The following is a 25,542-nucleotide window of genomic DNA, read 5'->3' on the forward strand; positions in this document are numbered from 1 at the left end:
TTTTTGGAAGTCCCCAAGCAAACCCCCGGATTCAATCCGGAGGTTGCTTGCTGAGCCTACTTGTAGAAGGACAGTTGAAACACGAAGTCATATCATGTTCGGTTAAACACTTGTAATAAAAATACCCCTCCCTAACCCTTACGCACCCAAAGCACAAGAAGTACGACAAATTAGGTTTAAAAACTTCCGAAGAGAATTACACTTTCTCTGTTTGGGACAAGATTTAGGACGGGATGCGGCAGCAGTCGTTTTCCATACATCGGATTTAAAATCATCTGTAGCTCAGTATGGCGATCGCGTTTACCGTTACCTGCACATGGATGCCGGTCATTTGGGTCAAAGGCTCAATTTAGGGGCAATCCACCTGGGTTTAGGTGTCAGCGGTATTGGCGGCTTTTTTGATGATAATGTGAATGAGGTTTTAGGTATACCTGCTGATGAAGCAGTGCTATATGTTACAACATTAGGGAGACCGAGATAATGTTTCTGTATTTCCCGTTCTATTAGAGGAAGAGCGATCGGTACAAATGCAAGCTAACGAGTTTTGGTCGTCATTTGCCATTTGTCAAGATTAGGGTGGGCAGTGCCCACCACCAAGTTTAAGGTATATCCCCTACAATTCAGTGTACTTATGCTCGGCGTAACAAAATATCGCAGCTTTCTCGGAGTAAACCCCAAAATCAAACGATTGTTCAAAAGTTTCGCAGTCTGATTGACGGTAACGTTTAAAAAGTAGAAATGGCTATATCCTTTCTAAACCTCTTAGGACACCGTATCTAGACACTACCACCTACGCCGTGGTGGTTATAGCCATATCGAGCTTTAATCAGTATTTCAAGCCATTCCTTTAAGGGAAAGAATTGATTTTAAACACATTTACCCGGTCATGTGTAATTTTAATAATCAACCTATATGGCATGAAAACAACTCCTTATTTTTAGTATATCAGATTAACGGGTTATTACTCCAAATTACTCCATTAAATACTCACCTAGAGTTACGGGAGCGCAGCCATATAACAATCCTTGGTTTGAAAACAAAATAATTTTAATTAACTAAGAAAAAAATTCTCGTGTAAAAATGTATATGGATGCGTTTAATCAATCCAGATATCAATTCTTAAAAGAAGACCGCTATTCCTGAATTCTTTGTTCTTGTATTGAATTCTACCCCTTATCACTCCGATGCTAACTCACTATCATAAGCCCCTGTGTTTATCACTTATATCTGTTGACCTACCAGTTGAGTCTGTTATCGAAACTGCTGCGACGCTGTATAAAAAAGACCGCAATCGATTCCACATACTCTTGACTGCACCTCCTGTAAATTTTCCATACCAAGAGCAAAACAAAACTGATTCCCCCAACAATCCCCAGCAGTGGTGGTTGGAAATAACGCCCGAGCAAGTCATCATGACCCTACAAGGTAACGGTCGTTTGAGTTACCGTCACTTTTGGCAACAGGGGGCGTATGGTAGGAGCCGCTATTGGTTACCTAATGAAATGTCACAAAATAAAGAACCTATTCGCTTGCACAATTTTACCCGTCATCTCATGCTCAAAGGTGATGCGTACCCAGAACATTTGCGCGTAGAATACGAATTGTGGGCAGGAGAAGTTCAGTTAGGAAGTTATATCCTCAACTTAGAAATTAGACATTAGAGAACCTTCGCTCATTCCTGCATGAGAATAAACCTACTTGGAATATTCATCAATCCTCTGATTGAATGAGCAATTTTTGTTGTTTGAGAGGAAACAAGACATGTATAAGCTGACCCATAGGTACAGAACGCTCCTCTTGAACAAAAACCAAGGGTAAAAGCGCAGTCAAGCGTAGGAAGCCTGAGAGAGCAAACAACCCTAGCAAGCCACCAAAACCGGGCATTGTTGCAAGCAAGCTACCAATTGTGATCCCCATTGCCCCTGTGACACCAGCAACCGCCCCGGCGATCGCAAAGTAAGTGGACCGATCGCGATGGGGTGCCAGTGCCATCATAAAATTATTGGTGCATAAGTCAATAGCTGCCCAAGTTCCACCAGCCAGCACGTGCAACAAAGGTAACCAGACCCAAAGGGAAATTTTATCTGTTCCGACTCCCAGCCACAATATAGGTGTTATCCCTACCAAAACTCCAACTAAAACCAGAAGCGGACGATTGCCGACGCGGTCAGCCAGTTTGCCCCAGAAAAGCAGCATTAGCATATTAGCACCAGTACCTAAACCGTTATAAACAGTTACCACGCTAATATCTAGATTGAGATTATCCAGTAAATAGAGGTTGAAGAAAGGAGCGCTGACGTTTACAGCAAAGCACCAGATACTTAGATAAAGTACGAACTTTAAAAAATTGGTATCTTTCCAGAAGCCGCTCTCCATTTCCTTAGGTTCGGATCGGGATGTCCCCGGAACAACAACTTTTAAAAGCTGTGGGTTGACATCGGTCATCCAGAACTGGCAGGCTTGGCTGATGATTCCCAGCCCAATTCCCAGAATCAAGATGACACCGTAGCCTTGAAGTGCGCCACTGGGCCAAGCGGATACTGCTAAACCCAGCAGTGGCACACTGATGAAATTCGTCAAACTTAAAAGACTATTGCGAAAGCCAAAATACCGCCCCCGCAACCTCTCTGGCACTAGCACAGCCGTCCAACCAAGCCAGGGAGCGCGACCAAAAGCTTCAATGATATTAACAACAAATAAAATTACCAATGTCAACTGTACCACGTGGTGTCCAGTGATACGAGATGAGGCTACCAACCCAATTGCTGGCAATAAAATGAGCCACAACAGCCTTGAGGGGGCAAAAATTTTTATCGCATACCAACGGAAGCTCGTAGTTCTGTCCACCAGATACGCTCCTATTGGTTGGAGCAGATTCACCAACTGAGGAATCGAAGCAAGCAGACCAATTTCTACTGGGTTGGCACCTAGTTCCAGTAAGAAATTACTGAGCAATGCACCGCCAATAATACTGTAAAAAAGCGTTGATAAGAGACTCTCAAGAGTTAATGCCTTAAGGCTTATCCGAATTTCTGCCTTGGAAATTTTAAAAGGCAGTTTTGGAGTTGGAGGAAGTATCGTCTCTACTAATGCCCTATCCTCTGAAACTTCCTGAATAGGAATAGGGCTGGCTTCTACTAAGAAGTCTTCTTCTTGTTGCCCGAACATAATTATCTAGCAAAGATTTAAAGGTTTAAACTGAATTGCCAACTACTTCCCCTACCAGCATTAATGACTAAACGCTATAGAGCTATTCTATAAATTAACTGTGACATATTAAAACTGCACCTTTAGCTGTAAGGTATTTTACAGCAAACATTTCCTATTGCTATACTCATATCTTGCACCACCGTTTCCCAAGCGAAAATAATAGGCTGAAAAGCTTATTGTTACGTAGGGCATTGCCCACCACCCCTTTATTAAGAAGGTGCAAGATGTCATTATAGCAACTATAGCTATCTCAGTAAAAAAGAGCAATATTAACACGCATTGTGATGACTAAAGATCGTCTAAAACAGAGAAGGTTCTATCTTTCAAAGATTGCTCATAAGTTTTACTAACTGAAGAAATCAATTTATACAAAAATATTTAGCTCTCATACAATAATATAACTAGAATTCTCAATCCCTCTATCTTAAGAGTTATTCTTTTTGCAAAGTCAATTTGTATCTTGAACATTAAATAGTTCGCTGAAACGTCATTCTTGGCAAACAGTGAGGGTGCTCGGGTAATATAGAACATCAATTGAGTTCTCTCAAAAACTCGGTTTTTATTTGGCGCAAATACCGAATTTTCATTAAATAAGCAAGCTCAAAGAAACCGTTTTTTTTAAGCCTTACTGTGTGAGTGCTAGCTGGATGTTCTAAATAGTCGGTAAAATAATTCTAAAAATTCGATTTCTGTGACTATCATTAGACCGATTTTTCCTTTACTCGGTTTAAAAAAATCGAATTTTTTGACCTTCAAATTTGACTGATAGAGCGGTAGTCTAACGTTAAAGGATCTAAAAAATTCAAATTATGACAATTCTTTGTATCTGCAAACACAACCAAACTTTACAATATATAGTTTTGTAAATTAATTGAGTTAAAAGCAAATGAGACAAATATATCGCTTGATAGAAGGTGGAATTAACAAAAAAAGCTAATATTTTTATTATTAGAATAAAATGCCAAAAGGAGAGATTGGCTAATAATTTCTAGCTATTAGTAGAGGCAAAACCCTTGTTCAAAACTTATTACTTCTCTCAATTTAAAAGTATTAAGTAATAAGTAGCTATTTTTTTGCTGTCAAGAACATTGTAAAAAATCAATTCTCTATCAAATCAATTTGAGATAACCTATGTCTGGCGAACAAAGTCAAGTAAAAAATAACGGTATCAGTAACGGGAAGTCTCGAAAAATGGGTGAAACGAAGCTCTCTGCGTTAAATCAATTGCAATCATCAGGTACATCATTGCAGAATATTTCTGCATCTAATAAAAGTTACAAAGAAACTTCTATAGATACGCCTGATATAGTATGCCTATCTCATTTACGTTGGAATTTCGTTTATCAAAGACCGCAACATCTTCTATCTCGTTGTACTTTGGGACGCCGGGTTTTCTTTATTGAGGAGCCAATTTTTACTTCCGAATCCTTGGCAAGACTAGAAATCAGCCAAGATAAGAATGGAGTCGTGGTTGTTGTGCCACACTTATCACAAAATTTGGATGAAGAGGCAGTTAACACAGAATTACAAACGCTTATCGATAGTTTGTTTGCAGAACATAACATCCGCAAGTACATTTGTTGGTACTACACACCGATGGCGATAGGATTTACTCGCCATTTGCAACCATTGGCGATTGTCTATGATTGCATGGATGAATTATCTGCATTCAAAGGAGCGTCACCTACTTTAAAAAACAATGAATTGGAACTTTTCCAACGGGCAGATTTGGTATTTACAGGGGGACAAAGCCTCTACGAAAGCAAAGTAAACCAACACCCAAATGTTTATGCTTTTCCCAGCAGCGTGGATGTTGCACACTTTGGACAAGGAAGAACCCTTAAAGAAGAACCAACAGATCAAGCTAACATTCCCCTTCCACGCCTTGGATTCTTTGGTGTGATTGATGAGCGGATGGATATCGAACTGCTAACAGGTGTTGCAGATGCGCGCCCTGACTGGCATTTGGTGATAATTGGACCCGTTGCGAAAATCGACCCAGCAACCCTACCACAGCGCGAGAATATTCACTATCTTGGTGGTAAAGATTATAAAGATTTACCTAAATATTTAGCAGGTTGGGACTTGGCGATGCTGCCGTTTGCGCGGAATGAAGCAACACGCTTTATTAGCCCGACTAAAACTCCAGAGTATCTTGCTGCAGGAAAGCCCGTCGTGTCTACCTCAATTCGGGATGTTGTGCGTCCTTATGGAGAGTTAAAGCTGGTGCGAATTGCAGACACGGTTTCTGAGTTCGTTACTGCTGCAGAAAAGGCAATGCAAGAGGATACCCCAACATCGGGATGGTTGAGTCGGGTGGATGCTTTTTTGGAGCAAATTTCTTGGGATCGTAGTTGGGTATCTATGATGAAATTGATAGACTCTGCTATTTCTGCTCAGAAGGATAATCACACAAATAGCTCAAATAATACTGTCGCTGCTAAACAAGCACCAAACGTTATTACCAGAGAGTTTGTCTTCGATTACTTGATTGTTGGTGCTGGGTTCTCAGGGAGTGTGATTGCCGAACGGTTGGCAACTCAGTCTGGTAAAAAAGTGCTGATTGTAGACAAGCGATCGCACATCGGTGGTAATGCCTACGACCATTACGACAAACATGGTATCCTCGTACACAAATACGGTCCCCACATTTTTCACACCAACTCTCGCGAAGTCTTTGAATACCTCTCGCAGTTTACCGAGTGGCGGGCTTACGAACATCGCGTTCTTGCTAGTGTAGATGGGCAACTCGTTCCAATTCCCATCAACCTAGATACCATCAACAAAATTTATGGAATGAACCTGAATTCATTCCAGGTGGAAGAGTTTTATAAGTCCCTTGCTGAACCGAAAGAATACATTCGCACCTCAGAGGATGTAGTGGTGAGCAAAGTAGGTAGAGAACTGTATGAAAAGTTTTTCCGGAACTACACTCGCAAGCAATGGGGATTAGACCCATCCGAACTTGACAAATCCGTTATTGCCCGCATACCCACCCGTACCAATCGCGATGACCGATATTTCACCGATAGCTACCAGGCAATGCCACTGCACGGTTTTACCGAGATGTTCCAGAAGATGTTAGCACATCCCAATATTAAGGTGATGTTAAACACTGATTATCGTGAAATTGAAAAAGCAATACCTTGCCGCGAGATGGTTTACACAGGACCCATTGATGAGTTCTTTGATTATCGCTACGGAAAATTACCATATCGTTCCCTGGATTTCAAACACGAGACACACAATCAGGCAGTGTTTCAGCAAGCACCAGTGATTAACTATCCGAACGAACATCTGTATACCCGCGTTACGGAATTTAAGTACTTGACGGGGCAGGAACACCACAAAACTAGTATTGTTTACGAGTTTCCAAGAGCGGAAGGAGACCCATATTACCCCGTGCCCCGTCCTGAAAATCAGGAAGTTTACAAACAATACAAGGAACTTGCAGATGCAACACAAGGGGTGTATTTTGTAGGAAGACTGGCAACCTACAAGTATTACAACATGGATCAATGCGTTGCTCAGGCTCTTTCTGTTTACAAGCAAATTCCAGTTCGGGCTTAAGTAACTCTTGAGTGAGGGAGGGAAGTGCCGCCCGTCGTGGTGTTCTTTCAACCAATCAATCTCCATATTGTGGGGTGGGTATCTTTGCGCCCGCCCCTTTAGGAGGTTCAAGCCAGAAAGCTTTTCTGTTCTTGAGGCTAGATGCAAAGAGCGGGAAGGAAGAAAAAAGAATATGAAAATTGAGTTGTAAATTATGGCTTTTGTGTTCAACTCAACACTCGACAATTCAAAACCCCCCTTAGAACTCTGGGCGGGTGTGGAGTGTACGGTGAATCGTGTAGGTGAGGAGTATTTCGACCAGTTGGAACGCAACGGTCATGCCAGACGCTTGGAAGATCTGGATTTATTCGCCGAACTTGGGATACAAGCAATCCGCTACCCAGTTCTATGGGAGCGAACCGCGCCCAACGGGTTGGAAAATGCAGACTGGTCTTGGGCGGATGAGCGACTCGAAAGGTTGCGGGAATTGGGCATTCGCCCGATTGTGGGATTGGTGCATCATGGCAGTGGACCCCGTCACACTAGCTTGGTAGATGCGTCATTTCCAGAACAACTAGCTTTGTACGCTCGTGCAGTGGCGGAACGCTACCCTTGGGTGACACATTACACACCTGTGAACGAACCACTGACAACGGCGCGATTTAGTGGAATGTACGGTCATTGGTATCCTCACGGACGGGACGATCTCTCTTTTGCCCGTGCTTTGTTGGGGCAATGCCGTGCGATCGCCCTTTCCATGAAGGCAATTCGGGAAGTCAATCCTAATGCCCAGCTGGTGCAAACCGACGATTTGGGTAAGACTTACAGTACGCCAAAGCTAGCTTATCAGGCTGAATTGGAGAATGAGCGCCGGTGGTTGAGTTTCGATTTATTGTGCGGTCGCATCTCCCCGGCTCATCCGATATGGCCTTATCTCAAGAAGTGTGGCATCAGTGAGGCTGACGTTGAGGTATTTCTGGAAAATCGTTGCCCGCCAGATATCATGGGGATCAACCATTACCTGACAAGCGATCGCTTTTTAGATGAGCGCAAAGAACGGTATCCGGCTTGCTCTCATGGGGGCAATGGGAAAGATAAGTACGCAGATGTAGAGGCAGTGCGAGTTTGTGCTGACGGTGCCGCAGGTCCGCGAACCTTGCTCAAAGAAGCATGGGAACGTTACAAACTACCTCTTGCTGTTACCGAAGCTCACCTCAGTTGCACCCGTGAGGAACAACTGCGCTGGCTTTATGAGGTTTGGTGTGGGGCGCAAGAATTACGAGATGAGGGTGTAGATGTCCGTGCTGTCACTGCTTGGGCGCTCCTCGGCAGTTACGATTGGAACAGCTTAGTGACTCGCTCGGCTGGCTACTACGAGTCGGGAGTATTTGACTTGCGATCGCCACGTCCGCGACCAACAGCGATTGCTAAGATGGTGCGGGATTTAGCCACTGGGTGCAAACCGGATCATCCTCTGCTTGAGGCACCTGGATGGTGGCATCGGCAAGAGCGCTTGTTATACCCACCAGTAAGTTGTCATGGAGAGCAGGGTGAGAAGGCGGGAAATTTTTCCCCGTGTCCCCGTGTCACTGCGTCCTCTTCACCTCTAGCCATTGTAGGTGCAAGAGGAACTCTTGGAAAGGCTTTTGCGCGTTTGTGTGAAGTGCGAGGTATTTCATACCGCCTACTATCACGCCAAGAGATAGACATTACCGATTCCGCTTCTGTTCATGCTGTTTTAACTGAGTTAAAGCCTTGGGCAGTGGTGAACGCGGCGGGATACGTGCGGGTGGATGATGCGGAGCAGGAACCTGATGTATGTCTGCGTATTAACGCTGAGGGGGCAGCTAATTTAGCGACTGCTTGTGCTCAGCATAATGTCGCACTACTGACTTTCTCCTCAGACCTGGTATTTAATGGGGCTGTTTCCAATCCTTATATAGAAAGTGATTCTGTCGCTCCCCTGAATATATATGGGTGCAGCAAAGCTTTAGCAGAAAAGCTGGTGTTGAAGGTTCATCCCGCATCCCTGATGATTCGCACAAGCGCGTTTTTCGGTCCTTGGGATGATTACAATTTTGTCACAATTGCACTGCGCCATCTTAGTGCTAAAAATACGTTTGTCGCTGCTGATGATACGATTGTTTCACCCACCTATATACCGGATCTTGTCCATGCCAGTCTCGATTTGTTAATTGACGGTGAAAGTGGCTTGTGGCATTTAGCTAACAAGGGTGCGATTGCATGGGCTGACTTGGCAATGCTAGCGGCAAAAAAAGCTGGCATCAGTGTCAGCAGTCTGATTGCCCGTCCTTCAAAAGAACTGGGTTTCATTGCTCCTCGCCCAACCTACAGCGTTCTTGGTAGCAATAAAGGTGAGTTTATGTCTTGCCTTGACAGTGCAATGTCCCGCTATTTCGATGAAGTAAAACAATTTTAGATTCTTTGTTATTGGTTAGTGGTTATTGGTTAGTAGTTAGTAGAACCACTAACTAATAACTACCAACTACTAACCACTAACAATTTCCTATTATGTCAACTATTTTAGTTACAGGTGGAGCAGGATATATTGGTTCCCATGCTGTATTAGCCCTGAAAAATGCAGGTTATGAAGTGATGGTTCTTGATAATCTTTCAAATGGTCATCGAGAACTTGTGGAACAGGTTTTGCAGGTCAAGTTGATTGTTGGCGATATAAGCGATCGCGCCCTTCTTGATGATATATTTAAAACCCACAATATCGCTGCCGTGATGCATTTTGCTGCCTTCATTGCTGTGGGTGAATCTGTGACTGACCCAGCTAAATATTACCGCAACAATGTCACAGGTACCCTGACGCTTTTAGAAGCAATGCTTGCTGCTTCAATAAGCAAGTTCATCTTTTCCTCTACTTGCGCTCTTTATGGTGTGCCCAAGTTTGTGCCAATTACAGAAGCCCATCCGCAAGACCCTATCAGCCCCTATGCAACTAGTAAGTGGATGGTAGAGCGAATACTATCTGATTTTGATACAGCTTATAATCTTAAATCTGTCAGGTTCCGCTACTTTAACGCCGCAGGTGCCGATCCATATGGGTTATTGGGTGAAGACCACGAACCCGAAACTCACCTCATACCACTGGTGCTGCTAGCTGCTTTGGGTAAGCGGCAATCCATTTCTATTTTCGGTACTGATTACCCAACCCAAGATGGAACTTGTATTCGGGATTACATTCACGTAACTGACTTAGCACAAGCACATATTTTGGGCTTGGAGTATTTGCTCAAGGGAGGAGACAGCGAAGTCTTTAATTTAGGTAATGGGGGTGGGTTTTCAGTCAGAGAAGTTATAGAAAGTGCAAAGGAAGTGACAGGAAAAGAAATCAAAATAGTAGAGTGCGACAGGAGACCGGGCGACCCACCTATTTTAGTTGGAAGCAGCGATAAAGCCAGTAAAGTGTTGGGTTGGCATCCCGAGTACCCAGATATTAAAGAAATCATTACCCATGCTTGGCAGTGGCATTGCTCGCGGCATCAATAAACATAGGCGTTAAAATTAATTATGCATTATCTAATACCCTTCTAGAGAAGTAAAAACGCGCCATGGCGCGTCTCTACATTAGTATTGGATAATACAAATGAAATTAATACAGTCCTATTTCCAATGACGGAGCAAATTGTTGATGAGAAAACTTATCTTATTGTAGAAGAGACGCGGAAAAAGACAACACGAGCTTTGAAGTTGTTCATCAACTAAATAGACTCATGAATCCCAATGAAATGAATCCAAATGGCGCATCTGAGAAAGAGACAATATTGTCTCCCGCCAGTTATGGAGTGACTAATCAACTTTCAGAAAATGTTATCTTAACAACATTAGACGATTTGTACAACTGGGCTAGACTCTCCAGCTTGTGGCCTCTGATGTACGGTACAGCTTGCTGTTTTATTGAATTTGCAGCCATGATTGGTTCGCGATTTGATTTTGACAGATTTGGTCTCATTCCTCGTGCTAGCCCGCGTCAAGCTGACTTAATCATTTTGGCAGGCACTCTCAACATGAAAATGTCTCAGCCAACAATGCGTCTTTACGAGCAGATGCCTGAGCCAAAGTATGTCATTGCAATGGGAGCCTGCATGATCACTGGTGGTATGTTCAGTGCTGATTCCCCGACTGCTATTCGAGGTGCTGATAAAATTTTGCCTATAGATGTTTATATCCCCGGTTGTCCCCCCCGCCCGGAGGCAATCATGGATGCTATCATCAAGCTTCGCAAAAAAATATCTAATGACTCAATGCAGGAGCGAGGTAAAATTACTCAAAGCCATCGTTATTACAGTACCACTCACAATCTGAAGCCAGGGTCTCGCATTCTGACTGGTGAATATCTGCGATCGCCCGCTCGCGAAAAGCCAACAGAAGCATTGACACAAGCAATGGGAACCGCCATACCTCCTGCTCTTCTAACTATGGGACAACAAGAAGAGCGCTCAAACGATTGAATAAGCCGAGTTCTGCCTGTCACACTTAGCTGCAAAACAGGATTTATTTCTTGGACATCCCTAGGGCAATTGTTGTGATGGAGAACTTAAAGCAAAACTACGATACCTTTGTAGAGTATGGAATCTACAGAATCTGTTACGATTACCAGTCAGAGCATAACTTACCGTAGCTGATTACCATTTACTATGGTGAGTCAAAGCCCGGACATCCGAACTTAGGTGTTTACCGATTTGATGATAAATACAAAGGTATTCAGTGGGCTAAAGATGTCATTGACGCTCGCCTTAAACGTAGTTCAAACTCTGATTCTTCCCTGGAAAACTTCTGAAAGACGAGATCCCCGACCCACTGCCAAGTAAAAAAGTTATTGGTGTTGATTTTGGTAGACGAGATATAGCTGTAACCAGCAATGGTGACTCATGGGACGGAAAACAGTTAACTGAAACTCGAGATAGATATAGCACAGTCAGAGCGTCTCTCCAACAAAAAGCTTCCACACGCACAAGGTCGAGTCGGCGTCGCTGCCGTCAGGTCTTGGCACGGCTATCGGGCCGGGAGAGACGATTTCAAGCGTGGGTAAATCACAATATTTCCAAGACAATCATCCAACAAGCCAAAAGTACACAAGCACTTGTAGCCATTGAGGATTTAACGGGTATTCGTGAGAGGACAAATCAATTGCCACGTCACAAGACAGAACGCCGTAGAAGCAACTCGTGGGCGTTTTACCAGTTGCGGATGTTCCTGGAATACAAGGGATTGAAAGATGGCGTGGAAGTTATCGCCTCCCCTCCTGCTTACACGAGCCAAACGTGCCACCGATGCCTACATATTGGCTTGCGCTCCCAGAAGAAGTTCAACTGTGGTAATTGCTCTTTGTCCTGTGATGCTCCCTTGAACGGAGCGAAGATGATTGAGTTATTGGGGCTGTCCGTAAGCCAGCCCGGAGGCTCGAACCGTTTGTGTTGTTCTCTCAGCACCGACGCTTCAGGGCTACTACAAAGCCCCTGCTTTTAGGCATGGGGTTCGCTTACGTAATAACCTTTAGGAAAGCAGAAGCCTCATATTTTTAAAATAGGGAGGATTCTTTATAGGAGCAGCTAATACTGTGGTATGCATTGGTGGAAGTAAGACAACACCCACCAAATGCAGTCCCTGTTCAGCATTCCTTTTTATGCGTTTGTGGCGCTTTTACCCTGCAAGGTGTTGTATGCATTAATGACCTCGGGTATCGCAATCGCCACCGATGCAAACGAGCAAAGCGTTGCCATTTGACAATATGCACAGAATGCCTGATTCTCGTTCCACTCCTCACGCGCCAACTCGGCAGCAACCCCAGCATCAAACAGGAGCTTAATGCCCATTGCGATCGGCAGAAGTGGGTTTTCCCGTGCCCGATCCTGACCACCAGCTGCAGCTAGCCAAGCCGTGATGGCGTAATTGGTCACCATCATAAACCCATCCGGTGTTGCCAGCCGACTGTAAGCGTAATCAGACGCGTCAACGCGATCCGAGTCAAAATACGGTATTGGTGGGTCGGGCAAATGGCGAAGGATGCCGATCTGGTAGAGGGAAACGATGATGCCCATCGCAGCCCCTACCATAGACAGACCAACGATCCATCGGCGGCGAATTCCAATCACAATAGACTCTGGAATACCATCCAGTAATGCGCCAACTGCGATCGCCAGTCCGCTTCCACTGTCTTCCTCTTCCGATGGCTGTTGTGTACCGGAACGCTTGCGATGCTTTGCACCTTGATGGGATAAAAACCAGGTAGCGACTGTGTATACAACTGCACCACTGACAAAGCCGATTGCGGTTGAGTCAAAGCCACCACGCTTATAAGCTTCATCCATCAGTTCAAAAGCCAGTGCCGAAATGAGCACGCCAGCACCAAAAGACATAATTGCGGCGATTGCTTTTTGGGGAATCTTGGCATAGTAACCGACTGCTGAACCTAATAGCAGTGCTGAACCACCAACCAAACCCCAAAAGCCTGCTTTTAGCCAAAGTGGAAACATCAGATATACTAACTCACTATGCTCAATTGTTAAATTTGTTACCTATTTTAACGCTGCCATAGCTACATGAAACTATCGTCAACCAAAAGCAATAATATTTCAAGTTTTTCGCAAAATCTAAAAGTCATTTTCATTAAAATGCAAAACAATTTGTTCAAGCGCGAGGATTTCAGGTTGAAACGTTTAGTATGTTGGAACTCATCGACCAATTGAAGTCTGTGCCCGCGCTAAAAATTAATCTAGATAATGCTAGAGAAATACTTGCAGCAACACCCATTTTTGCCCTTTCTCTCGGATAAAGCTTCAGTTTGTTATTAACCCTCATTGAGTTCTGATAAGGAACTTCCAGATAAAAAAATGTTAATTGTATCCATTCATACAGGCTAACTTAATGATGAATCTATTCCTCTGGTAGAAGTTGGGAAATATAGAGGCATCTATGATACTTATTTTATACTTTAGACCTAATACAAACCCTTGTCAAAAAACTTTGTATTAAAGGAGCCATACCAATGCAACTCAAGCCTATAAATCAGCAGGTTGTCGCAATTGTGAGAGCTTCTAGTGGCATCGGGCGGGAAACGGCTCGAAAATTTGCTACAAAAGGAGCATCTCTAGTTGTGTCTGCTCCTCCGCGTACCCGCAAGCGTTTAGAAGAATTTGTTTTCGCTGGTAGGTGGAACCAGCCCTCACCACTAGTCAAGAGCCATTAAATACTCAACAGCTGTGAAAGGAAATAACTATGGTTGCTACACAGCCTCAAAAGGGTCAAATTTTAGACAATTAGAAATTGATGAACAATCGCGTCGTTCTGATTACAGGAGCAAGTCGCGGGATTAGTGCAGCCACTGCTAAACTGTTAGGACGCCACGGTGCAGCGGTTGGTGTTAATTATTACGGCAGTGAAGCAGCTGCTGAGCAAGTGGTGGAAGAGATTGCATCAGAAGGAGGTCAGGCGCTAGCTGTCAAAGCGGATGTGAGAGACTGCATTATCTACTACTTGTTTGGAATGACTTGCACCAATGACGGCAAAAGATACCCGTACATCCCATAATACCCGACCTACGTAACTTCTGACAACTGAATCCTGAGCCTACTCAGGGCTTGTTACAAGAGAATATTCTTGTTGTGTTTCTTTCAATGCTTGAAGTTGCGCTTCCAGCTGAGATTTTACTATATGTCGAAAACTAAAAAAATGCTCGCCAATTCCTAGTGCAACCAAGTAATCATATAGGCATTGGGGATTTCGGAGAGCAATTACTAACATTTGTCCCCAAAAGCGAAAACGTGTAGAGCTCACAACACCTTGTCGCCAAAATAGGGCTCTTAAAAAAGACAGTTCATGCCACGTTATTTTACGACTTGGTCTAGGTCGTCGGCTTTGTATTTTAAGAAAATGACGGAATGTGCGTTTAAGGTAGGGAACAGGTTCATAAAGATTCCAGAAACAGTCAATATATTCCTGGATAATCTCTTTAATTGGTCGTGTTGGCTTAAAATTCATTATCGCCGCTTGATAAACTGTCCCAAGCCCATCAATGAGGCGGTCTTCCTGCTTCAAACGGTTCCACATTTGTGTACCGTGTAGTGCTTGAAGTAGGCTCAGATGAGCTTGAGGAATACCAGTTTCCTCGATAAATTTCTGAATTCTCTGACCGGCTCCAGATTTTTCACCATCGAAGCCAATAATAAAACCAGACATAATTTCTAGTCCTGCTTTGGTAATTTTATTGCAAGACTCTATCAAAGAGTGTCGCGTGTTTTGCTCTTTGTTAATTCCATGAAGGCTCTCAAAGTCTGGAGTTTCAATTCCTAAAAACACTTTTGTAAATCCAGCTTTGACCATCAATTCCATTAATTCATCATCTTCAGCTAAATTAAGAGAAGCTTCAGTCAATAAACTAAAGGGATAATTTCGTTCTTCCATCCAAGGAATTAAAGCTCGTAGAAATACCTTTGCATTACGTTTGTTGCCAACAAAATTGTCATCTACTATAAAAACAAAGCGTTGCCACTGCATTTTATAGAGAACTTCTAACTCAGCCAGCATTTGAAGAGGTGTTTTGGTACGAGGCTTACGTCCAAACAAATGAATGATGTCACAAAATTCGCACTGAAATGGACAGCCTCGTGAGAACTGTACCGTTGCAGCCATATAAGCATCGAGTTCGAGTAAATCAAATCGAGGAATTGGGGTTTGAGTAACATCGGGTTTTTCAGAAGAAGTGAAAATACCACGCTCTTCACCTCGTTCTAAAGCCTCTAAGAACATAGGAATAGTACATTCACCTTCATTAAGAATTAAATAATGGGCACCTGCTGAAAGTGCAAATTCTGGAATTGATGTGGGGAAAGGTCCGCCAACAGCAACCTTTTTCCCTAAAGCAACACCTTTTTTAATCAATTCTTGAAAATCCCATTTTTGAATAATCATGGCAGACAGAATTACAATGTCACACCATTCCCAATCATCAATTGTTTCAAATCGCACATTACGGTCTACCAATCGAATTTCCCAATCATTTGGTAGCAATGCTGCAACCGTAATCAGACCTAAGGGAGGATTGGTTGACCTAAGACCTGCCATATTTAATGTTTCTTGATAAGACCAAAAGGAATTTGGCAGGATAGGCCAGATTAATAAAGCTTTCATATGCACTAAAAGATTTTTTTCAAGAGTTTTATGTTTGATCTCCAGCATTTAAAACATAATCTGGGTGTTGGGCTGCGGCAAACTTTCCGCAGACTTGAGCAGATTTTTCTGGCTCTAACAAGAGTCGAATACCCCAGTAGTAGTAACCGAAAGGCACTACATGGGCACCATCTTTAATTAGGTCAGGTTTTAAACGTGCGTGATACGCAGGTAACAAAGTCCAATGTAAGGAAGGTGTAGTATGATGTTCGATATGATACCCGATATTGAACATTGTTAGATTGAAGAATGGAGATAAAAAGGTGACTGAGTGTCTGTAAGGATGATCCTTTGAAGGTTCCATACAACCAATATGCTGGACGTACATACCTGTTGCGATAATGACAACGTTAGCGAAATAATGAGGCAAAACCCATAAACTTAATGCCATCAATGGGTCTATAAAGAAAGGAATTGACCACAGAACTAAAAAAATTGCCAGTTCTTCAATTGCTTGTTGCCCAGTGTAACCTCCTTTACTCCCTTTGCGGAAATCTTGCCACAGATGATATGCATAACGCCACGGCCAATGAAGGAAAGCAAATCGATAAATGTTTTCAAAATGTTCTGCAGTACGAAAGTGAGGTCCAGTCCAGTCAGAAGAGCGCATAAAGTTGGGATGATGAACGATTAAATGGTGATACTCCCAAAAAAAACCAGGCCAACCACCAGAGAAAGCCCATAATCGGCTCACCCAACGATTGAGCCATTGATTATGGAAAATTTTGCGATGAACGTGATTGTGAAAATTAACTCCAACATCAACTCCAGAAATCCAGCCCAACATTAGTGTTGATGCTCCAACAAAAGCAAGACGTGACCCTAAGTTGTTAATATGAGCAATTTCCGGATGCAGGTAAAGCCAAAAAGCCAGTCCATAGGCTATTAAACACATTATATGAAAAATCAGGCAATGGATGTCTTCTGGATTGGTTAAAATAGATTTTCTATCAGTCGTGGTGTTTTGTTTTTCGGTATTCATATTTGTTAACCTATCCACATCAACACAACACAAAACCAAGTAAACGCTAAGATAAAACTCATCCACGGTCCCCACCAAATAGTGCTTAGAATAATTACCACTGCACTCAAAGGAAACAAAGAACGTTTTACAGCTATAACCATAAACATAAGCAATGGAGGTAGCTGAATTGATTTATAATGATTATCGTTATCTGCGGCGGTATCAGTATTATTGGTGTCTTTGTTATTCATATTTTCAGTCGCTCGCTAACTTAAAAAACTTAAATGCTTATCAGAACCAATATCTCCATAAATTTTATCATGTCTATCAAGTGTACATTTTAAAGAAAGTCTTAAAGTTTTATTAGGTGAACACCCTTTGTATGAGTTAGAATTTACGTAACATAAGTTAAAGATATCCAATAAAGCTAGGGAAAAGACAGAAAAAGAAAAAGCAAAAGTATTTAGTATACGTATTAATATAAATTAGTAAAAAGAAGTAAAGAAGGAAGAACAAATTTAAGCATTTGCCTCCCAAGCACAAGATACCATTAAAAACTCTGCGTTCAGCGAACAAACGCAGAGTTGTTTATTTTCTTCGCGATCTATGCCGACGCTCGTTGGCATAGATCGCAAAGATTAAGATCTCGAAGAGAGGTAAAGTTCGCTCTCTCAGCTAGACATTGCTTGCTTCGATAACTCTAGCAGACATAGCTCGTAATCTTTAGACGCCTTCTCCTCTTGCAGACAGTTTTTCTCCAGCACATTGAGAATTTCTTTGTGTCCCATTTGTATAGCAGTGGTAATCAAAGCTCCGTAGCTAGCAATTTCTGCATACTCAACGGCAACCTGTCCTGCTGCGATCGCGCCATCCCGTAGAGACTACAAATCTCCTAGCAGCCTTAGTCCATTTCTGGGTCTTGAGCTTGTTCAGTATCCTCAGCTGCTTGTAGTTCTGCGGTCGTTTCATTATCTGATAGCGGAAAAGTGCTTAGAGGATCGCTTGCGGAATCGCCTAAAGTGACATGCAAACCTGTATCTCGTACATGAGTAGGATCTGAGCTATCGTCTTGCATATCCAAGTCTGTTGAACTGGTGTCGGGAGAATCTGAGATTGACGTCAACTGGTCTTCGATAGGAGAAAACGATTCTTTTTTTGCCATAACCTGTTCCTCGGTAAGGGATATATCAACGATAGAAAGCTCTGGTTCTAGCCACTTCTGTCAGATGTATGAGTTTACTTTGCTACGGGCTGATTGAATGCGTTATGGCAGAACATCCTGCCTGTGACAGTTTTCTTGCTACTTAAAGAGTGTTACTCAGTCAAGTTAGGCAGCTTTAACGGATTCGTTTTCTTGTTCCGAAATTGGTATCAGTTTAATGTGCTTTCGTCCCAGAGCAATGGCAAATTCATCCCCTGGCTTTAAGCCTAATTGTTTTGTATAAGCTGAACCAACCAGCAGGTTTCCATTGGACTGTACTGTAATCCGAAAGCTAGGGCTGCGTCCCACATGACCATTGCCTTGATGTTGAGCATCTAATGAAATCTCTTCTGCGTCAAGCAGAGCATTGAGAAACTTCATCATATTAACCCGCTCTACCCCATTTTTGGTGACGGTATAGTAGCCGCAGGCTCTAGCTTTTTCTTCTTTGCTCAAGTGAGACAGCGCTTTGACTTTATGAATTAATGCCTCTCCCTCTAAGGGTATCTGTACTTTCTTTCTCATCATAAAAATCAGGTCTAATTATGCAATAAAATTATTAAGATTCTTATTTCTTATTGTAGATAAAAGCTTCAAAAATTTCATGATTGAAACCCAAGCCTTTTTTGGCGGTTATCCGAATCAAACACGGCTAGTAAAATATCCGATTTGAGTTAATCTTTTTTCGATAGGTTCACAGGTCAAAAAGCTCTTGGGAGTCTTGCCGAGTTTCGACATCAAGAGCTTTTCCATTGTAACGTTCGCGTTTTGCTCCTCACATAGAAGAAAGAATAGCGTGTTATTGAGTTGCTTTGTGCCTATCTGAAGATGGGCATTTGTGTTAATCCGAAAAGTATCAAACAACACAAAATATTTTGAGGAAGAGGCTTTGCTTCCAGATGACGCCAAGCTCATGCCCCCCAAGAAAGTGCTATGAACGACGAGTATCTCAATCAAGGACAACAAGATGATTACTTTAACCAAGACCTTACCACAGCAGCTCATGCCCCCCAAGAAAGTACTGTGAACGACGAGTATCTCAATCAAGAACAGCAAGATGATTATTTTGATGAAGATCTCTCCTGAAGGGAGCATCCCGAAGCGGGCGCAGAGCGCCATTGAACTGACTAGTTGAGCTAGAGTTATAGTGGAATTAGATTTATTTGTTAAATATAATTTGATGCATTTACCCTAGGAAATAAACAGCAAAAGACAAGTTAAATATTGATGTATTCCTAAATTTTTAGTGTCAACGAAATTTCTACAATTACCCATGATAACTTTACGACCGCGTAATGGTATTTTCATGACTTTACACCCACGAAGTTAGGTATCACGAATTACGGTAGTTAACTCCCTGACTTCTGAAAGAAATCAGGGAATTCGTTTAACGATCTACCGAACCCATAATGATGTCAATACTACCCACAATTGCCACAACATCCGCAACCTTTACGCCCTTTAGCAAGTAGGGTAGGATTTGCAGGTTTACAAAATCGGGGGCACGGATTTTCCAACGCCAAGGGAAGACACTATCATCTCCGATGATATAAATGCCTAACTCACCTTTGCCACACTCCAAGCGGACGTAGTGTTCTCCTTTAGGAATTTTAAAAGTAGGAGCAATTTTTCTACCAATGTATTGATAGTCAAATGCATCCCATTCCGATTTGCGTCCGGCTGCCATACGTTTGGCTTCCAGATTCTCATAAGGTCCTCCAGGTAGCCCCTTGAGTGCTTGACGGAGAATCTTCACTGACTCTCGCATTTCCCGCATCCGCACAAAATAACGCGCCAAGATATCACCACTAGTTTCCCAACATATTTCCCAATTGAAGTCGTCATAGCACTCGTAATGGTCAACCCTTCGCAAATCCCATATGACTCCAGATCCTCGTAACATGGGACCAGAAAGACCCCAGTTAATTGCCTCTTCACGAGTAATGGTGCCAACACCTTCAATTCGACGGCGGAAGATAGGGTTGTCACTAATCAAGCGCTCGTACTCATCAATTTTGGGTATCATGTAGTCACAAAAGTCCTCGCACTTATCTACCCAACCGTAAGGTAAATCAACCGCAACACCCCCAACGCGGAAGTAGTTATTATTCACCATACGGTAGCCTGTAGCAGCTTCCCACAGGTCATAAATCATTTCCCTTTCGCGAAAAATATAAAAGAAGGGAGTTTGAGCACCCAAATCTGCTGCAAACGGTCCCAACCATAGTAAGTGGTTGGCAATGCGATTTAGCTCTAACATGATGACACGGATGTAGCTAGCACGTTTGGGAACCGGAATATCACCCAGCCGTTCTACAGCATTAACCGTAACAGCTTCATTCATCATTCCCTCAGCGTAATCCCAACGGCTAACGTAGGGGATATACATTTGAATAGTGCGGTTTTCAACAATTTTTTCCATTCCCCGGTGCAGGTAGCCAATAACGGGTTCGCAGTCAATGACATCTTCTCCGTCTAATGTCACAATCAACCTTAAAACACCATGCATTGAAGGGTGATGGGGACCCATGTTAATCGTCATGGGTTCTGTTCTGGTTTCAATTCTTGGCATAAAAAATGTCTCCTTACCTAATCTTTGCCGTCTTCTTGTGCTTGCTCCAAAATTTCAGATGGCTGCCTACCAGCCCGACGAGCATCAAGCGGTGTTTCATGAGGATTCATCACGCCTTTAGGTAAATACACTAATTCTCGCAGCGGAGTCACCATTGGATCTAGAGTCACTTTGTAAGGTAGTCTTCCCATTGCCACATTGTCAAAGTTCAACTGATGGCGGTCATAAACGCTAATTTCGTAATCTTCAGTGAATGACAAACAGTTTGTGGGACAAAATTCAACACAGTTGCCACAAAAAATACAAACACCAAAGTCAATGCTGTAGTGCTTAAGTTTTTTCTTCTTAGTTTGTTTGTCAAATTCCCAATCTACAACTGGGAGGTTAATTGGGCATACACGAACACAAACTTCACAGGAAATACACTTATCAAACTCAAAATGAATCCGACCTCGATAGCGTTCGGAGGGAATGAGTTTTTCGTAAGGATATTGAACCGTAATCGGACGACGGCGCATATGGTCGAAAGTTACTGAAAGCCCTTGCCCAATATATCTAGCTGCTTGAACAGTTTGTTTGGTGTAATCACCAACTTGTTTGAGGAAGTTAAACATTAGTAAAGCCGTCTCAATTTTCAGAAGCTTTAATCCAAAGTGTAATAGTAATGGCTGCTATTATCTGGAACTTCTGTCTCAAGAAAGGCTTGAGAGTTAAGTTTGATTGTGATAATAATTACAATGTCGTCATACGCTAAAACCAGCTATAGCTTGAATTATTTACAGCAAAATATATTCAGATTCTGTTAAGTAGGCAGAATTATTTTAATTTTTGATATCAAGAACAGAATGTATTTATTTATAAATTTAATATTTCGATAAAAGGATGCTTAACCCCTTCCTTAAGATTTATTTTGCTGTTTTTGAAGAGTCATACAAAATTCAGATTTTACATGAAAATATTTGTGTCAATAGCTACAATAAAAAAATGCCTCTTTAACTGTACTAATTCATTCTCTCAAGACGCTTCAAACAATTGACTTTATAATGTATTAATCAAGACAATTAAATTTAATCATGATTGTAACTAAAGAAGGATATGGCTGCAAAATGAACAGCGCTAACATCTAATTAAGTAAGTTGGCAAATAAATGACTGTCTCAGTCATAAAAGTTAGCCCCCACCTAGCTGATGGGGGTTTTTGTTAGGAAAGTCCTTTATGTTAAAGTCAGGGAGGCGTAGTTGTCTTCTAGAACTTAGAGAGTCTCGTATTGCAAAACCTCTATGCTTTAATTCAGAGGATATCCCGCAATACAACCGTAACGTTCCACCAAAGATTGCAAAGCACTAAAAGCCCAGTCAGAGGGTTGAACATCACCAAGTTGCGACACAGATGTGACTTGGGACATGGGATTGTCTTCTGGGGAGGGGGTGAGGTAGGGAGGAGTGGGAGAATCTATTTTGTCTTCTTTGTCTTCCTTGTTATCCTTCTCCTCTCGTCCACCTGTCTCCTGGTCTCTCCGTGCTTCTACTGCTTTTACTAAACTATAGGGGGTTTGAGGATGTTTTTTTTCCGTGTAATTACTGAATAGTTTTTTACTGACTACTTTTTTGGCTAATGGGGTAGCTTGAGGGCTCTCATCCAGTGGCATAAATTCAGGTGGTGTTATTTCAGCAGGTGGAATAACTTGAGTTACCTGACCGATTGCTGATTCCTGCACTCCATTCTTTGCCTTAACTGGTAGCTGCTCTGGCGATTTTAGGGCAGATGGTTGCCCTGCTGCCAACACGCCTGCCATTAGCAGACCAATATCGCTCATTGTATTTAGATATAAATTAAGATTTACATCTCTTTTGACAGATGTAATCTTTGTCAATCCGGAATATTGCTTATTAAAAAGTATTAATAATTACTCATAAAATTGGACAAACTATGGAGGTGCATTCAAAAGTTACAACAGCTATGTGTATAGGTTGAGAGGCTGAACGGGCGAGACTCCTCGCAGTTGCTATCTCAAGCGCCCAGACGCTAAGCGCACACGCTCCGCGTTGCCGTAGGCTATGCCCGCAAGGGCTATACGCGAACAACGGGGGGCTTTGGGGTTCCCTGTGGGGATGGAGAGACCCCCGCAACGTACTGCTGTGCGTCCCACAAGAAATTTTTGGGTTTGAACTACTCTGGCTGGTTGCAGTACTTATTCAAGTCTGAGGCTACAGCATCTGACTGCTTAGCAGCATTTGCAGCGGCTGTTAGGGCTGTATCGATATCGCCTCTCGCCTTTTGGATTTTTACCCTACCTTCTGATGAGGGTTGTGCTGTCTTAGCTGAACCCAGCGCCTGACTTGCTTTAGCAATCGATTTGCTAACAGTCTCAAATAACTTGACAAAACGGTTTTGAAATTCCTGTATTTTTGGGTCTTTGAAGTTCAGTTCCTTAATCTCTTTGGTAACACCTTCCAAATCTTTTGATAGTTGTATGCTTGTTGTGACTTGCTGACCTTTGTTGTTTTCAATAAGCTCGGTTCCTTTATTGACCACTTCCATCAACCGCTGGCACTGGCTAACTTTGCTGTTATTACAAGCAGTCATTAGAAATGCAACACTCAAGGAAACAGGAACAATAACCGTATATTTACGTAAGATAAACATATTCAGTCTCGTTATATATCAAACCCACATAATAGTACCCAAAAATTTCACGGTTCTTACTATTGTTCCTGCTTTATCCTTTTCTCCTTCCAAATGCCCCCCCATTGCATTGAATTCTAAAGAAACTCTAAGCTTAACTAGAATTTTAGAGATCTCGCATAATCTGACTAAAGAAATCGTTGAATTACGGATACACAATCGTGTTGGCTTTTATTTCATACTCAGGATGGATGCATGGAATATTTCAACTCCATCTAGCATTGCATATTCCAGATGGCTTTTTGAATCTACCTGTTATTCTTGTCACGTGGGCGATCGCGATCGCTTTAATTGCGGTTTCACTGTCAAAAGCGCAGTCAGAATACCAGGAACGAGCTGTACCCTTAATGGGAGTGTGTGCAGCTTTTATCTTTGCTGCTCAAATGATTAATTTCCCTATTCCTGGCGGCACTTCCGGTCACCTTTTAGGTGGAACTTTAGCGGGAGCGTTACTAGGTCCGTGGGCTGGTTCCTTAGTAATGGTAGCTGTCTTCATTGTCCAAAGCGTCTTTTTCCAAGATGGCGGTTTGACAGTGTTGGGAGCTAACATCCTGAATATGGGATTAATTGGCACATTTGCTGGTTATTACCTATACAAGGCTATGCGATTTGCTATAGGTCGCAATAGATTGTCGGCAATGGTCATTGGGTCGGCAGTTGCTGCTTGGACAAGTGTAGTTGTTGCCGCACTTGTGTGTGCAGTGCAACTGGCTGTATCTGGAACAGTTCCGTTATCGGTGGCGCTGACGGCAATGACAACTTGGCACGTGCTTATTGGTATAGGTGAAGCCGCAATCACTGTCATCGCACTTTCCTTTATTTGGCGGACTCGACCGGATATGTTCTACGATCCCCCACGCAAATCCGTTGTCTCTCGACCTTTGTCTCCACATCAATAAAGATTAAGGAGTGATTTGAGAAATCTTATGAATCATAATACGATGCGCGATCGCAATCGTGCTTTTGTCATCGCAGGTCTGGGTGTTGCCCTACTGATTGCAATTTTCCTCTCTCCTTTTGCCAGCCAAGACCCCGATGGGTTGGATCGAGTCTCGCAAGATCTCAAATTTGAAGATAAAGCAGTTGAGGATGCACCAGCTAAAAAGCTTCCCTTCCACGCTTTATTCGACGAATACGCTCTAAAAAGTGTCCCGGAAGGCATCGCTACCCCTATAGCTGGGCTAGTGGGAACTCTAGCAACTTTTGGCTTAGCTTGGGGAATTGGCAAACTTGTTGTGCGTAATTCGAGTTCATCTCACCCTGAGTATGATGATTCCAACGAAGTATGAAGTATAAAGTTTGATGGATGAAGGAAGTAAAAATCGTTAGATGCTGCTGCATATTGGGGCAATAGTTGTCGATCTCGATAGTAAAAAACTCACACCTTGGCACCAACTTGCTCCCCGTACTCGCATCCTATGTACGTTAATCCTCGTTTTTGCCACCGCTATTACCCCCAATGGACATTGGTGGACTTGGTCAATTTATGGTTTGACTGTGGTAAGCGTCATAATACTCAGTCAAGTTACCTTCAGCGCGCTATTGAAACGGTTAGCCGTCGAGTTCGGGTTCATTGGTGTCGTACTTCTAGGTACTTTATTCCGAAGTGGTGGAAGAGTACTTTGGGCTTGGGGTCCGTTACAAATCACTACCGTGGGGCTGATTGTTTTGGGTAGTGTAACGTTCAAGGCATTGCTGTCACTATTGATGTTGAATTTACTGACTTTAACAACCTCAGTACCATCACTGTTAAATGCCATGATTCAACTGCGAACTCCACCCTTGTTAGTGGCAATTTTGGCATCAATGTATCGCTACATTAACGTTTTGATTAACGAGTTTAACACCATGCGGCGAGCAGCAGCCTCTCGCAACCTAATGAACAGCAACCGTACTATCAGGTTAGTCGTTGGCAACACAATTGGGGCGCTGTTTATCCGCACCTACGACCGAGGTAACCGCATCCATCAAGCAATGCTGTCACGCGGTTATCAAGGAGTCCCACCGATAGAACAAGTACCCCAGGGTGGAAGACGTGATGCGATCGCTCTAACTTTGACCCTGATTTTGTCACTTTTTGGGCAAGCAATTTATTTGTTTTTGTAATTGGTTGGTAGTTAGTAGTTAACCACTATCCACTAACCACTAACTATTAACCATTAA

21 protein-coding genes and 4 pseudogenes are annotated in these 25,542 nt (G+C 42.8%); 13 read left to right on the forward strand and 12 right to left on the reverse strand.

The features are described 5' to 3' along the window. Positions 1-139 precede the first annotated feature (139 nt). Positions 140-481, forward strand: a pseudogene (locus ACYRY3_RS30500) (SagB/ThcOx family dehydrogenase); the annotation flags it as partial. Between the two features lie 703 nt (positions 482-1,184). After that, complete coding sequence (locus ACYRY3_RS30505; protein WP_460205417.1) at positions 1,185-1,661, forward strand: hypothetical protein; 477 nt, start codon at positions 1,185-1,187, stop codon at positions 1,659-1,661. Positions 1,662-1,710: 49 nt separating this feature from the next. Here ACYRY3_RS30505 and ACYRY3_RS30510 read toward each other — a convergent pair whose 3' ends face one another. Next, a complete protein-coding gene (locus ACYRY3_RS30510; protein ID WP_460205418.1) occupies positions 1,711-3,168 on the reverse strand; it encodes an MFS transporter in 1,458 nt (485 codons plus the stop codon). Between the two features lie 1,173 nt (positions 3,169-4,341). On the opposite strand from ACYRY3_RS30510, the gene glf reads away from it, so the two are divergent. The 5 genes from glf to ACYRY3_RS30535 all read left to right on the forward strand — a co-directional run bounded on the left by glf (position 4,342) and on the right by ACYRY3_RS30535 (position 12,258). After that, positions 4,342-6,780 (forward strand): UDP-galactopyranose mutase, encoded by a 2,439-nt coding sequence (gene glf, locus ACYRY3_RS30515; protein WP_460205419.1) that lies wholly within the window; start codon positions 4,342-4,344, stop codon positions 6,778-6,780. A gap of 193 nt (positions 6,781-6,973) precedes the next feature. Then, positions 6,974-9,199 (forward strand): family 1 glycosylhydrolase, encoded by a 2,226-nt coding sequence (locus ACYRY3_RS30520; protein ID WP_460205420.1) that lies wholly within the window; start codon positions 6,974-6,976, stop codon positions 9,197-9,199. 92 nt (positions 9,200-9,291) lie between these two features. Beyond that, positions 9,292-10,278 (forward strand): UDP-glucose 4-epimerase GalE, encoded by a 987-nt coding sequence (gene galE / locus ACYRY3_RS30525; protein WP_460205421.1) that lies wholly within the window; start codon positions 9,292-9,294, stop codon positions 10,276-10,278. A 224-nt stretch (positions 10,279-10,502) separates the two neighbouring features. Then, positions 10,503-11,240, forward strand: a complete 738-nt coding sequence (nuoB, locus tag ACYRY3_RS30530) for an NADH-quinone oxidoreductase subunit NuoB (protein WP_460205422.1) — start codon at positions 10,503-10,505, stop codon at positions 11,238-11,240. A 337-nt stretch (positions 11,241-11,577) separates the two neighbouring features. Next, positions 11,578-12,258, forward strand: a complete 681-nt coding sequence (locus ACYRY3_RS30535; protein WP_460205455.1) for an RNA-guided endonuclease InsQ/TnpB family protein — start codon at positions 11,578-11,580, stop codon at positions 12,256-12,258. 155 nt (positions 12,259-12,413) lie between these two features. Here the strand turns inward: ACYRY3_RS30535 and ACYRY3_RS30540 are convergent, their stop codons facing one another. Next, the gene (locus ACYRY3_RS30540; protein ID WP_460205423.1) at positions 12,414-13,265 is read right to left on the reverse strand and encodes a vitamin K epoxide reductase family protein; all 852 of its coding nucleotides are present in this window, start codon (positions 13,263-13,265) and stop codon (positions 12,414-12,416) included. A gap of 512 nt (positions 13,266-13,777) precedes the next feature. Between ACYRY3_RS30540 and ACYRY3_RS30545 the strand changes: the two are divergent. Together ACYRY3_RS30545 and ACYRY3_RS30550 are read left to right on the forward strand one after the other, a co-directional pair. After that, positions 13,778-13,894: pseudogene (locus ACYRY3_RS30545) on the forward strand (SDR family oxidoreductase); the annotation flags it as partial. 164 nt (positions 13,895-14,058) lie between these two features. Further along, positions 14,059-14,319 carry an SDR family NAD(P)-dependent oxidoreductase gene (locus ACYRY3_RS30550; protein ID WP_460205456.1) on the forward strand — a complete coding sequence of 87 codons (261 nt, stop codon included), beginning with the start codon at positions 14,059-14,061 and terminating at the stop codon, positions 14,317-14,319. A gap of 39 nt (positions 14,320-14,358) precedes the next feature. Here the strand turns inward: ACYRY3_RS30550 and ACYRY3_RS30555 are convergent, their stop codons facing one another. From ACYRY3_RS30555 to ACYRY3_RS30580, 6 genes and pseudogenes are all read right to left on the reverse strand, one after another. Beyond that, positions 14,359-15,918: a B12-binding domain-containing radical SAM protein gene (locus tag ACYRY3_RS30555; protein WP_460205424.1), complete on the reverse strand. Its 1,560-nt coding sequence runs from the start codon at positions 15,916-15,918 to the stop codon at positions 14,359-14,361. A gap of 28 nt (positions 15,919-15,946) precedes the next feature. Further along, positions 15,947-16,939 (reverse strand): fatty acid desaturase family protein, encoded by a 993-nt coding sequence (locus ACYRY3_RS30560; protein WP_460205425.1) that lies wholly within the window; start codon positions 16,937-16,939, stop codon positions 15,947-15,949. Between the two features lie 5 nt (positions 16,940-16,944). Further along, on the reverse strand, positions 16,945-17,172 hold the full coding sequence (locus tag ACYRY3_RS30565) for a hypothetical protein (protein ID WP_460205426.1): 228 nt from the start codon (positions 17,170-17,172) through the stop codon (positions 16,945-16,947). A gap of 420 nt (positions 17,173-17,592) precedes the next feature. Further along, positions 17,593-17,787: pseudogene (locus tag ACYRY3_RS30570) on the reverse strand (DUF892 family protein); the annotation flags it as partial. A 35-nt stretch (positions 17,788-17,822) separates the two neighbouring features. Further along, positions 17,823-18,083, reverse strand: a complete 261-nt coding sequence (locus tag ACYRY3_RS30575) for a hypothetical protein (protein ID WP_460205427.1) — start codon at positions 18,081-18,083, stop codon at positions 17,823-17,825. A 165-nt stretch (positions 18,084-18,248) separates the two neighbouring features. Next, positions 18,249-18,650: an AbrB family transcriptional regulator gene (locus ACYRY3_RS30580; protein WP_460205428.1), complete on the reverse strand. Its 402-nt coding sequence runs from the start codon at positions 18,648-18,650 to the stop codon at positions 18,249-18,251. Between the two features lie 405 nt (positions 18,651-19,055). Between ACYRY3_RS30580 and ACYRY3_RS30585 the strand changes: the two genes are divergently transcribed. Next, positions 19,056-19,208: a hypothetical protein gene (locus ACYRY3_RS30585; protein ID WP_460205429.1), complete on the forward strand. Its 153-nt coding sequence runs from the start codon at positions 19,056-19,058 to the stop codon at positions 19,206-19,208. A gap of 301 nt (positions 19,209-19,509) precedes the next feature. Here the strand turns inward: ACYRY3_RS30585 and ACYRY3_RS30590 are convergent, their stop codons facing one another. The 4 genes and pseudogenes from ACYRY3_RS30590 to ACYRY3_RS30605 all read right to left on the reverse strand — a co-directional run bounded on the left by ACYRY3_RS30590 (position 19,510) and on the right by ACYRY3_RS30605 (position 23,340). Then, positions 19,510-20,694, reverse strand: coding sequence for an NAD(P)H-quinone oxidoreductase subunit H (locus tag ACYRY3_RS30590; RefSeq protein WP_460205430.1), 1,185 nt, complete (start codon positions 20,692-20,694; stop codon positions 19,510-19,512). Between the two features lie 17 nt (positions 20,695-20,711). After that, on the reverse strand, positions 20,712-21,308 hold the full coding sequence (gene ndhI / locus ACYRY3_RS30595) for an NAD(P)H-quinone oxidoreductase subunit I (protein WP_460205431.1): 597 nt from the start codon (positions 21,306-21,308) through the stop codon (positions 20,712-20,714). 680 nt (positions 21,309-21,988) lie between these two features. Next, positions 21,989-22,510 (reverse strand): annotated as a pseudogene (locus ACYRY3_RS30600) (iron uptake porin); the annotation flags it as partial. 353 nt (positions 22,511-22,863) lie between these two features. Further along, positions 22,864-23,340, reverse strand: coding sequence for a hypothetical protein (locus tag ACYRY3_RS30605; RefSeq protein WP_460205432.1), 477 nt, complete (start codon positions 23,338-23,340; stop codon positions 22,864-22,866). 200 nt (positions 23,341-23,540) lie between these two features. Between ACYRY3_RS30605 and cbiM the strand changes: the two genes are divergently transcribed. Genes cbiM through cbiQ form a run of 3 tightly spaced genes read left to right on the forward strand, consistent with a single transcriptional unit; the run spans position 23,541 to position 25,485 of the window. Then, a complete protein-coding gene (gene cbiM, locus ACYRY3_RS30610) occupies positions 23,541-24,278 on the forward strand; it encodes a cobalt transporter CbiM (protein WP_460205433.1) in 738 nt (245 codons plus the stop codon). A 27-nt stretch (positions 24,279-24,305) separates the two neighbouring features. Beyond that, a complete protein-coding gene (locus ACYRY3_RS30615; RefSeq protein ID WP_460205434.1) occupies positions 24,306-24,668 on the forward strand; it encodes a PDGLE domain-containing protein in 363 nt (120 codons plus the stop codon). A gap of 40 nt (positions 24,669-24,708) precedes the next feature. Next, a complete protein-coding gene (gene cbiQ / locus ACYRY3_RS30620) occupies positions 24,709-25,485 on the forward strand; it encodes a cobalt ECF transporter T component CbiQ (RefSeq protein WP_460205435.1) in 777 nt (258 codons plus the stop codon). Positions 25,486-25,542 lie beyond the last annotated feature (57 nt).

The organism is Scytonema sp. NUACC21 (genome assembly GCF_054684315.1).

Excerpts from the sequence above, each read along its gene's own strand:
- ACYRY3_RS30510 (WP_460205418.1), bottom strand. The coding sequence starts at position 3,168 with ATGTTCGGGCAACAAGAAGAAGACTTCTTAGTAGAAGCCAGCCCTATT.
- ACYRY3_RS30565 (WP_460205426.1), bottom strand. The coding sequence starts at position 17,172 with ATGAATAACAAAGACACCAATAATACTGATACCGCCGCAGATAACGAT.
- ACYRY3_RS30615 (WP_460205434.1), top strand. The coding sequence starts at position 24,306 with ATGAATCATAATACGATGCGCGATCGCAATCGTGCTTTTGTCATCGCA.
- ACYRY3_RS30575 (WP_460205427.1), bottom strand. The coding sequence starts at position 18,083 with ATGGCAAAAAAAGAATCGTTTTCTCCTATCGAAGACCAGTTGACGTCA.
- cbiQ (WP_460205435.1), top strand. The coding sequence starts at position 24,709 with ATGCTGCTGCATATTGGGGCAATAGTTGTCGATCTCGATAGTAAAAAA.
- galE (WP_460205421.1), top strand. The coding sequence starts at position 9,292 with ATGTCAACTATTTTAGTTACAGGTGGAGCAGGATATATTGGTTCCCAT.
- nuoB (WP_460205422.1), top strand. The coding sequence starts at position 10,503 with ATGAATCCCAATGAAATGAATCCAAATGGCGCATCTGAGAAAGAGACA.
- ndhI (WP_460205431.1), bottom strand. The coding sequence starts at position 21,308 with ATGTTTAACTTCCTCAAACAAGTTGGTGATTACACCAAACAAACTGTT.
- ACYRY3_RS30555 (WP_460205424.1), bottom strand. The coding sequence starts at position 15,918 with ATGAAAGCTTTATTAATCTGGCCTATCCTGCCAAATTCCTTTTGGTCT.
- ACYRY3_RS30580 (WP_460205428.1), bottom strand. The coding sequence starts at position 18,650 with ATGATGAGAAAGAAAGTACAGATACCCTTAGAGGGAGAGGCATTAATT.
- ACYRY3_RS30605 (WP_460205432.1), bottom strand. The coding sequence starts at position 23,340 with ATGTTTATCTTACGTAAATATACGGTTATTGTTCCTGTTTCCTTGAGT.
- ACYRY3_RS30585 (WP_460205429.1), top strand. The coding sequence starts at position 19,056 with ATGAACGACGAGTATCTCAATCAAGGACAACAAGATGATTACTTTAAC.
- ACYRY3_RS30540 (WP_460205423.1), bottom strand. The coding sequence starts at position 13,265 with ATGTTTCCACTTTGGCTAAAAGCAGGCTTTTGGGGTTTGGTTGGTGGT.
- ACYRY3_RS30520 (WP_460205420.1), top strand. The coding sequence starts at position 6,974 with ATGGCTTTTGTGTTCAACTCAACACTCGACAATTCAAAACCCCCCTTA.
- ACYRY3_RS30560 (WP_460205425.1), bottom strand. The coding sequence starts at position 16,939 with ATGAATACCGAAAAACAAAACACCACGACTGATAGAAAATCTATTTTA.
- ACYRY3_RS30550 (WP_460205456.1), top strand. The coding sequence starts at position 14,059 with ATGAACAATCGCGTCGTTCTGATTACAGGAGCAAGTCGCGGGATTAGT.
- glf (WP_460205419.1), top strand. The coding sequence starts at position 4,342 with ATGTCTGGCGAACAAAGTCAAGTAAAAAATAACGGTATCAGTAACGGG.
- ACYRY3_RS30590 (WP_460205430.1), bottom strand. The coding sequence starts at position 20,694 with ATGCCAAGAATTGAAACCAGAACAGAACCCATGACGATTAACATGGGT.
- ACYRY3_RS30505 (WP_460205417.1), top strand. The coding sequence starts at position 1,185 with ATGCTAACTCACTATCATAAGCCCCTGTGTTTATCACTTATATCTGTT.